12 protein-coding genes are annotated in these 13,314 nt (G+C 69.6%); 8 read left to right on the top strand and 4 right to left on the bottom strand.

Features of this window, described 5'->3' with window-relative positions; translation table 11 throughout:
• The first annotated feature begins 140 nt into the window (after window positions 1-140).
• Complete coding sequence (locus ASC95_RS25045) at window positions 141-1,919, top strand: aspartyl protease family protein (RefSeq protein ID WP_235538054.1); 1,779 nt, start codon at window positions 141-143, stop codon at window positions 1,917-1,919.
• Here the strand turns inward: ASC95_RS25045 and ASC95_RS25040 are convergent.
• Window positions 1,916-2,551 (bottom strand): TetR/AcrR family transcriptional regulator, encoded by a 636-nt coding sequence (locus ASC95_RS25040; protein WP_057300351.1) that lies wholly within the window; start codon window positions 2,549-2,551, stop codon window positions 1,916-1,918. The genes ASC95_RS25045 and ASC95_RS25040 overlap by 4 nt on opposite strands.
• A 53-nt stretch (window positions 2,552-2,604) precedes the next feature.
• Here ASC95_RS25040 and ASC95_RS25035 point away from each other — a divergent pair, with 53 nt between their 5' ends.
• The 5 genes from ASC95_RS25035 (at window position 2,605) to ASC95_RS25015 (ending at window position 8,466) form a co-directional block, all read left to right on the top strand.
• The gene (locus tag ASC95_RS25035) at window positions 2,605-3,885 is read left to right on the top strand and encodes an MFS transporter (RefSeq protein ID WP_057300350.1); all 1,281 of its coding nucleotides are present in this window, start codon (window positions 2,605-2,607) and stop codon (window positions 3,883-3,885) included.
• The gene (locus ASC95_RS25030) at window positions 3,882-4,943 is read left to right on the top strand and encodes a dipeptidase (protein ID WP_057300349.1); all 1,062 of its coding nucleotides are present in this window, start codon (window positions 3,882-3,884) and stop codon (window positions 4,941-4,943) included. Before ASC95_RS25035 ends, ASC95_RS25030 begins: the two co-directional genes overlap by 4 nt.
• On the top strand, window positions 4,940-6,889 hold the full coding sequence (locus ASC95_RS25025) for an amidohydrolase family protein (RefSeq protein WP_057300348.1): 1,950 nt from the start codon (window positions 4,940-4,942) through the stop codon (window positions 6,887-6,889). Before ASC95_RS25030 ends, ASC95_RS25025 begins: the two co-directional genes overlap by 4 nt.
• Window positions 6,886-7,275 (top strand): RidA family protein, encoded by a 390-nt coding sequence (locus tag ASC95_RS25020; RefSeq protein ID WP_082568083.1) that lies wholly within the window; start codon window positions 6,886-6,888, stop codon window positions 7,273-7,275. Before ASC95_RS25025 ends, ASC95_RS25020 begins: the two co-directional genes overlap by 4 nt.
• 99 nt (window positions 7,276-7,374) lie before the next feature.
• Entirely contained in the window at window positions 7,375-8,466 is a 1,092-nt protein-coding gene (locus ASC95_RS25015; RefSeq protein ID WP_057300512.1) for a hypothetical protein, read from the top strand.
• Window positions 8,467-8,590: 124 nt separating this feature from the next.
• On the opposite strand, the gene ASC95_RS25010 is transcribed toward ASC95_RS25015, so the two are convergent.
• Genes ASC95_RS25010 through ASC95_RS25000 form a run of 3 tightly spaced genes read right to left on the bottom strand, consistent with a single transcriptional unit; the run spans window position 8,591 to window position 10,985 of the window.
• Window positions 8,591-9,973 (bottom strand): GAF domain-containing protein, encoded by a 1,383-nt coding sequence (locus tag ASC95_RS25010; protein ID WP_057300347.1) that lies wholly within the window; start codon window positions 9,971-9,973, stop codon window positions 8,591-8,593.
• Window positions 9,970-10,452: a hypothetical protein gene (locus tag ASC95_RS25005; protein ID WP_057300346.1), complete on the bottom strand. Its 483-nt coding sequence runs from the start codon at window positions 10,450-10,452 to the stop codon at window positions 9,970-9,972. Before ASC95_RS25005 ends, ASC95_RS25010 begins: the two co-directional genes overlap by 4 nt.
• Window positions 10,452-10,985, bottom strand: a complete 534-nt coding sequence (locus ASC95_RS25000) for a hypothetical protein (protein WP_235538044.1) — start codon at window positions 10,983-10,985, stop codon at window positions 10,452-10,454. Before ASC95_RS25000 ends, ASC95_RS25005 begins: the two co-directional genes overlap by 1 nt.
• A gap of 199 nt (window positions 10,986-11,184) precedes the next feature.
• On the opposite strand from ASC95_RS25000, the gene ASC95_RS24995 reads away from it, so the two are divergent.
• Entirely contained in the window at window positions 11,185-12,288 is a 1,104-nt protein-coding gene (locus ASC95_RS24995) for a hypothetical protein (protein ID WP_157256494.1), read from the top strand.
• Between the two features lie 11 nt (window positions 12,289-12,299).
• Complete coding sequence (locus ASC95_RS24990) at window positions 12,300-13,307, top strand: thiamine pyrophosphate-dependent dehydrogenase E1 component subunit alpha (RefSeq protein ID WP_200960196.1); 1,008 nt, start codon at window positions 12,300-12,302, stop codon at window positions 13,305-13,307.
• Window positions 13,308-13,314 lie beyond the last annotated feature (7 nt).

Here is a 13,314-nt window from a genome sequence, read left to right as displayed (position 1 = left end):
CCACATGGTTTACCCCGGCGGGTGCTGCCGCTCACCCCCGGCATCCGTGGTGTCCGCGTTCCGGCCTCGCCCTGCTCGCCTTAGAGTGCGCGCCGGGCGCTCGAATGCGCCAGATCAAGAAGCCAGGAGATCAGGTGAAGATGATTCGGGCGCGCGCCGCATGGGCGCTGCTGGCTGCAGGCTTGACCGCCGCGCCGGCCTGGGGCGAATGCAAGCTCAGCAAGCTGGAGATCCCGGTTCGCGTCGTCAACCATCGCCCGATCGGCACGCTGAACCTGAACGGCACCGAAGTGCCCATGCTGATCGACAGCGGCGCCTTCTACAGTTTCCTGACGCCCTCGGTGGCGGCCCAGCTCAACCTGCGGCTGAGGAGCCTGCCCGACGGTCTGCGCATCTGGGGCTACACCGGCTCCGTCCAGGCGCGGGCCACCCGCGTCGAGAAGGTGATCTTCCAGGGCACCACGCTCAACAACGTCGAGTTCATCGTCGGCGGCAACGAGGTGGGTTCGGGCATCCAGGGCGTTCTGGGACGCAATTTCCTGTCCATGGCCGATGCCGAATACGACCTTGCCCATGGCGTCGTGCGGCTGATGTTCCCCAAGGGCGATTGCGACAAGACCATCTTTGCCTACTGGGCCGGCGAGGCGCCCATCATCGTGCTGCCGCTGGAGACGGGATCGCGCGGCAGCGACACGGCCATCAAGGTGCCTGCCCGCGTCAACGACCAGGACGTGAAGGCGCTGCTGGACACCGGCGCGCCGCGCACCTCGCTGAAGCTGCGCACGGCCAGGCGTGTCGGCGTGAAGGAGTCCGACCTGATCGAAATTGGTCGCATCGGCGGCGCCGGCTCGGGCCAGGCCAAGGCATGGACCGGGCCGATCGAGACCTTCGAGTTCGGCGGCGAGAAGATCCACAACAGCCAGTTCATCATCGACGAGGCCAGCGGTGCCGACGTGGACATGCTGCTGGGCCTGGACTATTTCCTGTCGCACCGCATCTATGTGTCGCAGCTGCAGCGCAAGCTCTACGCGACCTGGAACGGCGGCGCGGTGTTTGCACGCACTGCCGGCTCCTACGACGCGCGCTATGCGACACGGCCCGAGGACATCTCGCCCGACGACGCGCTCGCCCTGGCGCGGCGCGGCGAGGCCTCCGCGGCCCGCGGTGACTATGAGCGTGCGCTGGAGGACCTGAACCGCGCCTGCGAACTTGAGCCCCGCAACGAGGCGCACTTCCTCGCAAGGGCGCGGGTGCATCTGTCGATGCGGCAGTTCGCCAAGGCCCAGGCCGACCTCGACGAAGCCCTGCGCCTGCACCCTGCGCTGGATGAGGCGCTGGCGCTGCGCGCCTCGCTGCGGGTATCCAAGGGCGAGCGTGAAGGCGCACTGGCCGACCTTCGCGCGCTGGACGCGGGGCTGCCGCCGTCCTCGCATCTGCGTGCCGGCATGGCCGACGTCTACGCCCGCCTGGAGCTCGCGCCCGAGGCCTTGCGCCAGTGGGAGCTGTGGATGCCCAGCCATCGCTCGGACTTCAGCATGGCCCGCGTGCTCAACAACCGCTGTTGGTTGCGTGTGCGCCTGGCCCTGGACCTCAAGATGGCCCTGGACGATTGCAAGGAATCCGTGAGCCTGGACGGCGGCGCCGTGTCGGCCCGCGACAGCCTGGGCTGGGCCTATTTGCGCCTGGACGACGCGTCGCGCGCCCTCAAGGCTTTCGATGCGGCCATCGAGATCAAGCCCCTGCCCATGGCCCTCTACGGCCGCGCGCTGGCGCAACGTCGCCTCGGTAACGAAGACGCCGCCCGGCGCGACCTTGAGGCAGCGCGCAAACAGCGTCGCCACATCGACGACGAGGTCAGGAAGCAGGGCCTGCCCGTCGCCGAGGACGCGCCGGCAGCGGCAAGCGCTGCAGCTTCCTAGGCGGCGATGCCCCGCCAGGCCGCCTCGGCCAGCAGCCCGGCATAGGCCGCCGGCCTGGCCTCGCGCCGCCCCGCCAGCCAACCGCGGCAATACGACTCCGCGGCGCCCAGCACGAGGGCCGGAATCAGTTCGGCAGGCAGCTCGGTGATGAGGCCAGCCCGGACGCCCTCGGCCAGACGCGCATCGATGGGGGCGTAGCGCGCCTCCAGCCGCTCGCGCAGAGCATCGCCGTGCGGCCCCTGGGCCACGGTCTCGCGGGCCATGAAGAGAAAAGCCGCCAGCTCGGGCAGGGCGGTCACCCAGTCCACATAGGCGGTCACCAGCGCAACCACCACGGCATGGGCATCGGCGACACCCTCGGTGCGCAGGGCGATGGTGCGGCTCTGATCGTCGAAGCCGGCGAAGAACAGGGCTGCCGCCACGCCTTCCTTGTTGCCGAAGTGGTGGTAGATCGTGCCCACGCTCTGGCCGCTGCGCTGGCGCAGTTCCTCGATGGTGGCGGCCTCGATGCCGCGGGCGTTGAAGCAGGGCAGGGCGTGCAGCAGCACCGCGCGCCGGCTGGCGCCGCGCTCGCCGGGGCAGGCCAGTGCCAGCACGGCGTCCAGGGCAGTAGAACCTCGGGTCTTGCTCATTAGAATGAAATTCTAGAATCGAATCGTGTTCACGCGAAGGGAGACGACAGGCGATGCGACTGCCCAATCTGCTGGCGACCCGCAAAGGGCGCATCGCGGCGTTCTTCCTGATGTACCTGACCGAGGGCCTGCCCATCGGCTTCGCGATGACGACGGTGGCGACGCAGCTGCGCCGTCAGGGCGTGGGCACGGCCGAGATCGGCGGGTTCCTGGGCCTCGTGCTGCTGCCCTGGGCCTTCAAATGGGCCTACGGCCCCTTCATCGACCTGATCGCGTGCAGGCGCCTGGGCCCGCGCCGTGGCTGGATTCTTGGCGCGCAGCTGATGATGGTGGCGACCCTGCTGCCGCTGGCCAGCCTCGACCTCGCCACCCAGCTCGGCCTGTTCACCGCATTGCTCGTCGTGCACAACCTGTTCGGCGCGGTGCAGGATGTGGCCGTCGATGCGCTGGCGGTGACGACGCTGCGCGAGGACGAGCGCGCCTTTGCCAGCGGCATGATGTTCGGTGGCCAGTCCCTGGGCGTGCTGATCGGCGGCGGCGGGGCGCTGCTGTTGATCGGCCGCATCGGCTTCAGCACCGGCATCCTGGTGCTGGCGCTGGTCATTGCGGCGGTGCTGGGCCTGGTCGTCCTGCCGATGCGCGAGGCCCCGACCCAATCCGCCAGGCCCGCTTCGGCCGGCCTGGCCGCCGCGGGCAGCGAGGTCCTCGCCTTCCTGCGTCAGGCCCTTCAGGCCTTGTTCGGCTCGCGCCTGGCCTTGGCCGGCCTGCTGTTCGCCGTGCTGCCCATCTCGGCCATGGCACTGGCCCGCGGGCTGCAGTCCAACCTGGCCGTCGACCTGGGCCTGTCCAACGAGCAGATCGGCTGGCTGGCCACGGCCTCGCAGGCGGCCACGGCCGTCACCTGCGTCATTGGCGGCTGGCTGTCCGACCGCGTCAACCTGCGCCGGGCGCTGGCCACCTATGTGGCGCTGCTGAGCCTGCCGGGCGTCTATCTGCTGTTTGAACTGCAACGCCAGGGCTGGGTGCCGGGCCAGGCCGCGCCCGCGGCGCTGGCCACCGCCTTCATGGCCGCCGTCGTCACCTACCAGCTGCTGTTCGGCTTCATCTACGGCGCGCGCGTGGCCGTCTTCATCGGCATCACGCAGCCGGCCGTCGCCGCCACGCAGTTCGCCGCCTACATGGCGCTGACCAATCTCTCCATCACCTACAGCGTCGTCTGGCAGGGCTATGCCGTCCAGCACTGGGGTTATGCCGCCACGCTGGGCCTGGACGCCCTCGTCGGCCTGAGCTGCCTGCTGTTGTTGCCTTTGCTGAAAATCCAGAAGCCCCGATGAACCTCGTGATCAACGCCCTGGGTGTCCTCGACAACCCCAACATCCGCATCCAGCCCAGCGCCGGCGACCGCAGCGAGATGGCCTACAGCAGCACCGGCCAGAACGTCGACGAGCGCTCGCTGGGCGATGCCCGCGCGGCCGGCCTCACGGCTGTCAACATCACGCTGGGCCATGTTGCCGGCAGCGCCGAGCCTTTCGAGGCGACCGTGGCCGACATCGCCGGCTGGGACGCCTTCATCCGCGCCCGGTCCGCGCTGCTGCGCAAGGTCCACACGGCCGCCGACTTCGACGCCGCCCGCGCAGGAGGCCAGACCGGCGTCATCTACGGCTTTCAGAACACCGAGATGCTGGGCCGCGATGTCGAGCGCGTCGCGCTGTTCGCCAATCTGGGCGTGCGCGTCATCCAGCTCACCTACAACGGCCGCAACGCCGTCGGCTGCGGCGCGACAGTGCCTGACGACACCGGCCTGAGCGGCTTTGGCGCCGAGGTCGTCGAGCGGCTGCAGACCGAAAGCGTGCTCGTCGACCTCAGCCACAGCAGTGAGCAGACCTGCCTGGACGCGCTGCGCGTCGCACGCCGGCCCGTGGCCATCACCCACACCGGCTGCCGCGCCGTGGCCGACCATCCGCGCAACAAGAGCGACGCCGAGCTGCGCCTGCTGGCTGACAAGGGCGGCGTCGTCGGGCTGTACTTCATGCCCTATCTGCGCCTGGCCGGCCAGCCCATGGCCTCGGACCTCATCCATCATCTGGAGCACGCCATCGACGTCTGCGGCGAGGACCATGTGGGCCTCGGTACCGACGGCGGCACGACGGCCATCGACGACATGGACGCCTACCGCGCCATGCTCGCCGCCGAGACCGAGCTGCGGCGCAGTATGGGCATCGGCGCGCCGGGTGAGACGCCGGACGTCAGCCTCTTCTTGCCCGATCTCTGCGGGCCGATGCAGTTCATCGAGCTGGCCCAGTTGCTGGCGGCCCGCGGTCACAGCTCAGCGCGCATTGACAAGATCCTCGGTGGCAATTTCCGCCGCGTGATGGCGCAGGCCTGGCAATGAAGCAGTGGCTGCTCGTTTTGGCCCTGCTCGCAGGCGCTGCGCAGGCCCGCGAGGACCAGGTCCAGATCCATGGCAACGCGGCCGGCACGCAGACGATCACGGTGCCAGAGCCCGGCGTCACCGTGGCCGACTATCGCTTCAACGACCGCGGCCGCGGCGATGTCATCCAGGCGCGCTGGCAGCTCGATGGCAACGGCCTGCCGCTCGGCTACGAGGCCAAGGGCAACGACTACTGGAAGGTCGAGTTCAGCGAGCATTTCGCGCGTGATGCGGCGGGCCTGGCGCGCTGGCGCAACCGCATCGAGACGGGCGAGACGCGCGCGGCCGGCTTCTACCTGCCGGCCAACGCGCCCCCGGAATTCATGGGTGTGCTGACGCGCGCGCTGTTGAAGGCGCCGGGCCGGCGCCTGAAGCTGCTGCCGGCCGGCGAAGCCTGGCTGGAGCAGGGCGACACGCTGGGCCCGCTGACGCTGTACCGCATCGGCGGCATCGAGTTCACACCGGTGCCGGTCTGGCTGGACGACAAGGGCGAGACGGCCGGCGTCATCGACGACTGGTTCGAGGTGCTGGAGGCCGCGACGCTGCCGCGCCTGGCCAGCCTGCAGGCCGCCCAGCAGGCGGCGGACCAGGCCTGGCATGCACGCCTGGTGCAGCAGCAGACGCACAAGCCCAGGGGCGCGCTGCTGATCCGCCATGCGCGCCTGTTCGACCCCGTCTCCCTGAGCGTGCGGGCAGGAACCAGCGTGCTGATCCGCGGCGAGCGCATCGTGCGCGTTGGCCCGGACGCCGACGTCGACGCGCCGGCGGATGCCGAGCTGCTCGACGCCGCCGGCCGCTTCCTGATGCCGGGCCTGTGGGATGTCCACCAGCACTTCAGCAGCGTCGACGGCGTGTTCGACCTCATCGCCGGCGTGACCAGTGGCCGTGACATGGCCAACGACAACCTGCCGATGCTGGCCCGCGTGAAGCGCTTTGACGCCGGCACGGAGCTGGGCCCGCGTGTGACGCTGTCGGGCATCATCGAAGGCATCGGTCCGCTGGCCGGCCCAACCGACGTGAAGGTCGACACGCCCGAGAAGGCGCGGGCTGCGGTCGACTGGTACGCCGACCACGGCTATGCCCAGGTCAAGATCTATTCGTCCTTCAGCCCGGCGCTGGTGGCGACGGTGGCCGACCGCGCCCACGAGCGCGGTCTGCGCGTCAGCGGCCATGTGCCGGCCTTCACCTTCGCGCGCGCCTTCGTCGAGGCCGGGGCCGACGAGATCCAACACCTGAACTTCATCCTGCTGAACTTCTTCCCCGACGTGAAGGACACGCGCACGCGTGATCGCTACACGGTGCTGGCCGACCGGCTGGCGCAGTTCGACTTCAATGACGGCCGCTTCACGGATTTCGTCACCTTTCTGCGCCAGCACCAGACCGTGCTGGACCCGACCATGGTCGTGCTGGAGGGCCTGTTCTCCGGCGAACCCGCGCGCGCCGCGCCGGCGCTGCGGCCGGTGGTGCAGCGCTTCCCGACGGTCGTGAAGCGCCGCCAGCTGTCGGGCGCCGTCGCCGTGCCGGCCGGCAAGGAGGCCGTCTATGCCCAGGCCCTGCCGGGCCTGCTGCGCATGCTCAAGCGGCTTCACGACGGCGGCGTCACGATCATGCCGGGCAGCGACGGCTTCGCCGGCTACAGCCTGCACCGCGAGCTGGAGCTGTACGCGCAGGCCGGCATTGCCAATGCGGAGGTGCTGCGCATCGCCACGCTGGTGCCGGCGCGCGTGCTCGGCGTCGAGAAGGACCGCGGCAGCATCACGCCGGGCAAGCTGGCCGACATGATCCTGGTCGACGGTGATCCGCTTGCCAACATGAGCGACATCCGGCGTGTCTACCGCACCATCAAAGGTGGCCAGGTCTATGACCCGGCTGCACTGGAGCAAGCAATGGGAATGACGCCACGATGAAGATCGAACGATTCAACAGCGGGCAGGTCGTGCCTGCTACCGTGCCCTTTCCCGAGGGCGTGCGCGTCGGCAACATGCTCTATCTGTCGGGCCAGCTCGGCAACGTGCCCGGCCAGCTCAAGCTCGTCGATGGCGGCCTGCGGGCCGAGGCGCGCCAGACGCTGGAGAACATCCGCACCGTGCTGCGCGGCCAGGGCCTGGACCTGCAGCACCTGGTGCGCTGCACCGTGATGCTGGCCGACATGGCCGACTGGCCGGCCTTCAACGAGGTCTACCGCGAGTTCTTCGTCAGCACGCCGCTGCCGGCGCGCAGTGCACTGGGCTGCAACGGCCTGGCCTTGGGCGCGCGTGTCGAGATCGAGTGCATCGCGGCGGACGAGTCCTGACGACTTAGGGGTCATCCTCAAGTCAGCTATTGGTCCCGGGCGGCGCCGGGTTCATGCTGAGCGGGCTGCAATGGGCAGTGACGCTCGATGGAGGCATCCATGGCAAGCAAGCCGAAAACAAACAAGTCAAAACTGGCCGCGCGCCCGGCACCCAGGCCGCTGTGCAACACGCCGCCGCGCATCAAGCCCAGCTTGCCGGCCGTCATCGCCAACGATCCGCGCCGCGCACGTGCCATATTGAATACCCGAGGCAAGTGGCTCAACGGCACCGTGCTGCACTACTGCTTCTTCAAGAGCGGCCACTACGCCGTGGCCAAGAAGCAAGCCGATGCAGTGCGCGCCGCCTTCGCCGAATGGAAGGCCGTTGGTATCGGCCTGGTGTTCCAGGAGGTCACGCAGATGAGCGAGGCCGAGGTGCGCATCGGCTACTCCGAGCCCGATGGCAGCTCGGCGTCGGCCGTCGGGCGCGACGTGCTGCATGTGCCGACGACCGAACCGACCACCGTCTATGGCTGGGACCTGACGACGGCCTATGGCCGCGGCACCGCATTGCACGAACTCGGCCATGTGCTGGGCATGGAGCACGAGCACCAGAACCCCTTTGCCGGCATCAAGTGGCATGAGGAGGCCGTCTACACCTCGCTGGGCAAGCCGCCCAACAGCTGGACGCGCGAGACGACCTTCCACAACATCCTGGAGAAGCTCGAGCCCAGCCAGGTGCAGGGCTCGAGTTGGGACCCCGACTCCATCATGGAGTACGAGTTCGAGCCCGGCCTCATCGACGAGCCCGAGCAATATGACGTCGACGGCCTGGTGCCGCCCGGCAAGCTGTCCAAGGCCGACAAGGCCTGGTTGTTGAAGTGGTACCCGGCGCAGGCGGCCCAGACGCCGACGCTGGAAGCCTTCAAGGCCGTGGCCGTGCCCCTTGCGGCCGGTCAACAGGTGGACTATCTGTTCAAGCCCACCGAGTCGCGCAGGTACACCATCGCCACCAAGGGCGCATCGGACACGCTGCTGGGCCTGTTCGAGGACGTGAACGGCACGCCGCGCAATTTGGCGGCCGACGACGACAGCGGCGAAGACCGCAATGCCAGCATCGTCTACAAGCTCTTTGCCGGTCGTCGCTACTTCGTGCGCCTGCGGCTCTACCACCCGGGCCAGACCGGCATCACTTCGTTGATGGTGTCTTAGGGCCTGTCAACGCTACGGCACTGCGGCCGTGACGACGAGGGTCTCCAGTGTCAGGGCTGAGGTGCGGCCAGGCCGGCCAGTGCTCGTGTCTCGACGGTAGCGCATGGCGCGACAGACGCGCAACTCAGCCCTCGGTCGTCAGGCTCAGCGGGCCGTCGGCAATGAGGCGGTACTGGCCGCGGCCGGCGCGTTCGATGTGCAGGCCGAAGTCGCGCTCGGCCAGGCGGCGCTCCAGCAGCAGGAGGCGCACGCCGAGGTTGTCCTGCACCTCGGGCAGGCGCAGGTCGCCGCCGGCCAGGCGCAGCTCGCGCGTGCTGAAGGCCTCGCGGCCGCTGTCGATCTGGTCGCGCACGAGCTTGGCGATGATGGCGCCGGCCACGCCCTTGATGAGGTACTCGTCGTTGATGAAGACGCTGTGGTCACGCGGGTAGTGGCGCAGGCGCAGCGGCGTGCCACCGGCCGCCTGTTCGGCCGCAGGTGCCGCTGTCACGGGTTCTTCCACCAGCTCCGTCGTGCGCAAGGCTGCCAGGCCTTGCGCTAGTTGAGCGCCAACGGCCGTCAGCGCGTCCTCGTCGTCATAACTGAAGAACTGGTCGTGCTCGCTTTCCACCAGCAGCGCGCCGACCGTGCGGCCACGGGCGCGCAGCGGCACGGCGAGCTGGCTGCGCGGGCTGGCCAGGCCGGGCATGGGGATGGTGTCGGCCATGGCGGCCTGCAGGCCGAGCTGCTCGGCCTTGGCTCGCCAGGACATGCCGTAGCTGTACATCTGGCTCATGTGGCCGATGCGGATCGGCACGTTCTCGCGCAGCGCGACGCCGGCGAGGCCGGCTTCGGCCAGCGGCAACTCGGCGCCGCTGCCAGCCTGTTCGTAGCCGATGCTGGCCAGCGTATAGAGGCCCTGGCGCTGTTCGTCCAGCAGCCAGATGATGGCGTGGCTGATGCACAGGTCGCGCTGCAGGCCGGTGGTGAAGGCCTGCAGCAGGCTGCGCAGGTCGGGCGCCTCGGCGAGCTGCTCGCTCAAGCGCCGCACACCGGCGGCGAGGTCGCACCGCGGCGCCATCGCCGGCAGCGGGTGCACCGGGTCGAGCTTGCGCAGCGATTCGACGCGGTAGACGTCGGCGCCGCGCAGGTGAAAGACCTTCTCCATGCCCGTCTGCGCGGCGATGCCGGCGAGCTTGGCGCGCAGGCGCTCAAACACCGGGCCCTCGGTCTCGGTGCGCTCGTAGCGAAGCTGAAGCAGCACCGACACGCCGGTGATCGGGTCCTCGACGCTGAGCGCCACGCGGCCAGTAGCGAGGATGTTGGCGCGGGCGCGGTTGAGGAACTGGTAGGTCAGCGCGACATGCTCGTCGTCGAGGTACTCGGCGTGCGACAGGTAGTTGACGTGCGGCATGCCATCGGCGCCCACCGAGCACATCGCCGGCGGGATGACGCCTTCGAGCAGGCGGCGCACGTCGCGCAGCTTGAGCGCGCGGCGCTCGGCTTGAGGAGTGGTGGTTTCGTTCATGGCATGAGATCGATGGGCTGGCCAGCGCCGGGGCCGGGGGTCTGGTCCCAGGCCGCCAGCGGCGTGAAGCGCACACAGCTGAGGTCGGCCAGGGTGAGGTCGCCGAGCACGGCGTTGACCTGTCGGCGGTCGGCGCCGAAGAGTTCAATCTGCCGCAGCCAGGCCTCGAAGCAATGCGCAAACTTCGGGCCCTGCTCGGCATAGGCGGGCAGCACCTCTGCGCCCACGCCCTTCACATGCAGCACACGGCAGGTACTGGGCAGGCCGGCGGAAACAGCGACACGGCCGGTGGCGCGGATCGCGTCGAGCAGCTCGGCGCCCGCCTTGCTGCGTACGAGCAGTTCGATGCGACCGTCGGCCAGGGCCCAGGCGCCGTGCGCGAAGGCCAGCTCGGGCTGCCCCTCGGGCGTGCTCGAGCCCACGCGCAGCGTGACGCCCTGCTGCAGGTGATCGATCCAGATGCCGGGAAGGCGGGCCATCAGCGCAGCAGTTCCACGGGGTTGCCGGCACCGGGGCCGGGCGTCTGGTCCCAGGCGCCGCAGGGCGTGAAGCGGATGCCGGCCAGGCGTTGCACGCCCAGGTCGTACCAGATCGCCATGATGGCCTCGCGGCTGAAGCCGTAGGGCTCGACCTGGGCGATGAATCGTTCACGGCAGCGCTCGAACAGCGGTGCATGGCCGGCCGTGGGCGTGAAGACCTCGGCGTCCAGGCCTTTCACGTGCAGCGTGCGATGGCTGCCCGGCTGCGCCGCAACGTAGGCGACGCGCCCGCTCGCCTGCACGGCGGCCAGCAGCCGGTCGGCGATGTCGGCCGCCAGCAGCACCTCGACGCGGCCGTCGGCCAGCGCTTGAGCGGCCAGGCCGCGGCAGATCTCGGGCTGACCGTCGGCATGGCTGCCGCCGAGGCGGTGGGAGACGCCGCTTTCGAGATGAGCGGCCCAGTCGGCAGGGAGTTGCGGCAAGGTGCGGCGCGGTGGTTGGGTCGAGGTCGGAATGATAGGCAAGCAGGCCATCGCGTCGCCGTTAGCAAAGACTTAACAAACCCTTAGTGGAGAACTAGCAGCGCGAGAAGCGCTCGCCGACCACAGTAGAGCCCATGCCGGACAGACACCGGCGCAAGACACGCATCCCCAGGTCATCGACCGGCCGAAGCCTCCCAGGCAGCGGTGCGGCGCAGCCTTGCCCGAAACCGGCGAATGAGGAAAGCCATCCATGATGAAAACACGTCCCAACCCCTCGTTGAGCGCCCAGGCCGCCGCCGCGCTGCTCGCAGGGTTGGTGCTCGCCGCTGGCGCCGCCCAAGCCGGTTGCTGGGCGGCCAATGCGGCCGAGCCGACCAGCAACGACGGCCTGCCGGTCATGCACGCCTCGTTCAAGCCGTTGCATGCGGTCATGGACCAGTTCGAGGCCCAGGCCCGACCCAACCCAGGCCTGCTGGCCCTGCCCGAGGTCCGGCTGCGCCTGACCCGCCAGGTGATGGACTCCGATGAGCCGAGCCGCCGCCCGCGCGAGGCCGTCATCCATGCCCAGGGCTTCGGGCCCAAGACCTGGACAGGCACGGACTGCGGCATCCACGCCGAAGCCGCCCAGCGCATCGGCCCGCGCGCCGGCTTCAGTCTCTTCATCAATTCGCCGCTGACGACGCTGAACCGCTGGGCCCATGACGAGCAGCTCAGCGCCTACCTCGAAGGCGAGCGCGGCGAGGCCGTGCAGGGCTGGCCGGTGTTTCGTGGCTGCGCCGTCATCGGCCCCGAGCGCCGCCTGCCCTGGGTGCCCGTCACCGTCGGCGAGATGCTCGGCTACTTCGAGCGCGAGCAGCAACGCAAGATCGAAGACTGGGACCGCCGCAACGAGCGCGCGCTGGAGCCCTTCGACCTGATCGAAGCCGAGCGCCGGGCCGAACAGATCCGGCCGCAGAACGCCAAGGCCGCCGACATGCTGCTGATGACGGCCCGCCAGCGCAAGGCTGGCGAGGCGAGCTTTCACGCGCAACTGGCACGTGGCCGCCGGGGCCTGGTCGACGAGCTGGAGAGCCTGCGCGCCACCCGCGCCGCGATGGACGCCGGCCAACTCGGCGAGCCCTACCGCCTGGGCAGCGGCCGCCATCGCCTGCCCGGGCCTGGCGACGCCGGCCGGCCGCTGAAGCGCCTCGTCAAGCTGGACTCGGGCTTCCCCTGGGACGCCCGCCACCGCACGCGCATCCAGCTGCTGACCGTCTGCGCCAGCACCCATCCCAACAACCCCGCCTATGCGGCCCCGATGCGCGACGCCGTTGCCGCGCTGGATCTGTCGCGGCTTGCTGCACTGCTGAATTGAGAGAGACCGACATGAGTACGAACACCCTTCCCACGCAGCGCGAACTGCCCGCGGCACCCATGGATACCGGCGCACGTCGGCTTGGCGGGTTGAGCATGAACGCCGCCACCGGTTCTACCGCGTCCTCCCGCCTGGACGCCATGCTGCTGATCCGTGCCTACGAGCAGCAGCTCATCGCTGTCGCCTCGCCCAGCAACCCCGGCACCTGCACATCGGTCGGCCAGGAGGCCTGCGCCGCTGGCGTCGTCGCCGCCCTGGGCCCGCAGGACAAGCTGCTCACCAACCACCGCAGCGCCGGGCACCTGCTGGCGCGCGGCGCCGACCCCGAGCGACTGTTCGCCGAGGTGCTGGGTCGCGCCAGCGGCTATTGCGGTGGCCACTCGGGTTCGCTGCACATCTCGGTCAAGGAACTGGGTGTGGTGCTGACGTCCACTATCGTCGGCGGCGGGCTGTCGTTGGCGCCGGGCGTGGCACTGGCGCAGAAGCTCGGCGCCCAGCCCGAGGGCATCACGGCCGTGTTCTTCGGCGATGGCGCGGCCTGCCAGGGCATCTTCCATGAATCCGTCAACCTGGCCGTCACCTGGCGCCTGCCTGTTCTCTTCGTCTGCGAGAACAACCAGTGGCAGGCCTATGTGCACCGCCGCGAGGCCATGCCCGGCGAGCACGTGGCCGACTGGGTGCAGGGCCATGGCCTGGTGGCCGAGGTGGTGGACGGCAATGACGTCGAGGCCGTTCACGCCGCCGCCGTGCAGGCCGTGGCCGCCATTCGCGACAGCGGCCGCCCGCGCCTGCTCGAGCTGACGACCTACCGCCAACGCGGCCACTTCGAGCCCGACGACCAGGCCTATGTCTGTGCCACCGAGCACGCCCAGTGGCTCAAGCGCGACCCCATCCAACGCCAGGCCGAACGGCTGATGTTGACTGCCGACGACCTGGCCCGCCGCGAGGCCGAGGTGCTTGGCGCCATCGAGCAGGCCTATGCCGCCGCGCTTGCTGCCCCCTGGCCCCAACTGGCCTGAAGGAGCA

This window comes from Pelomonas sp. Root1217, from assembly GCF_001425705.1.
Lineage (GTDB): Bacteria > Pseudomonadota > Gammaproteobacteria > Burkholderiales > Burkholderiaceae_C > Pelomonas.
The sequence above is the reverse complement of the archived record's forward strand: the minus strand, read 5'-3'. Positions and strand labels throughout refer to the sequence as shown.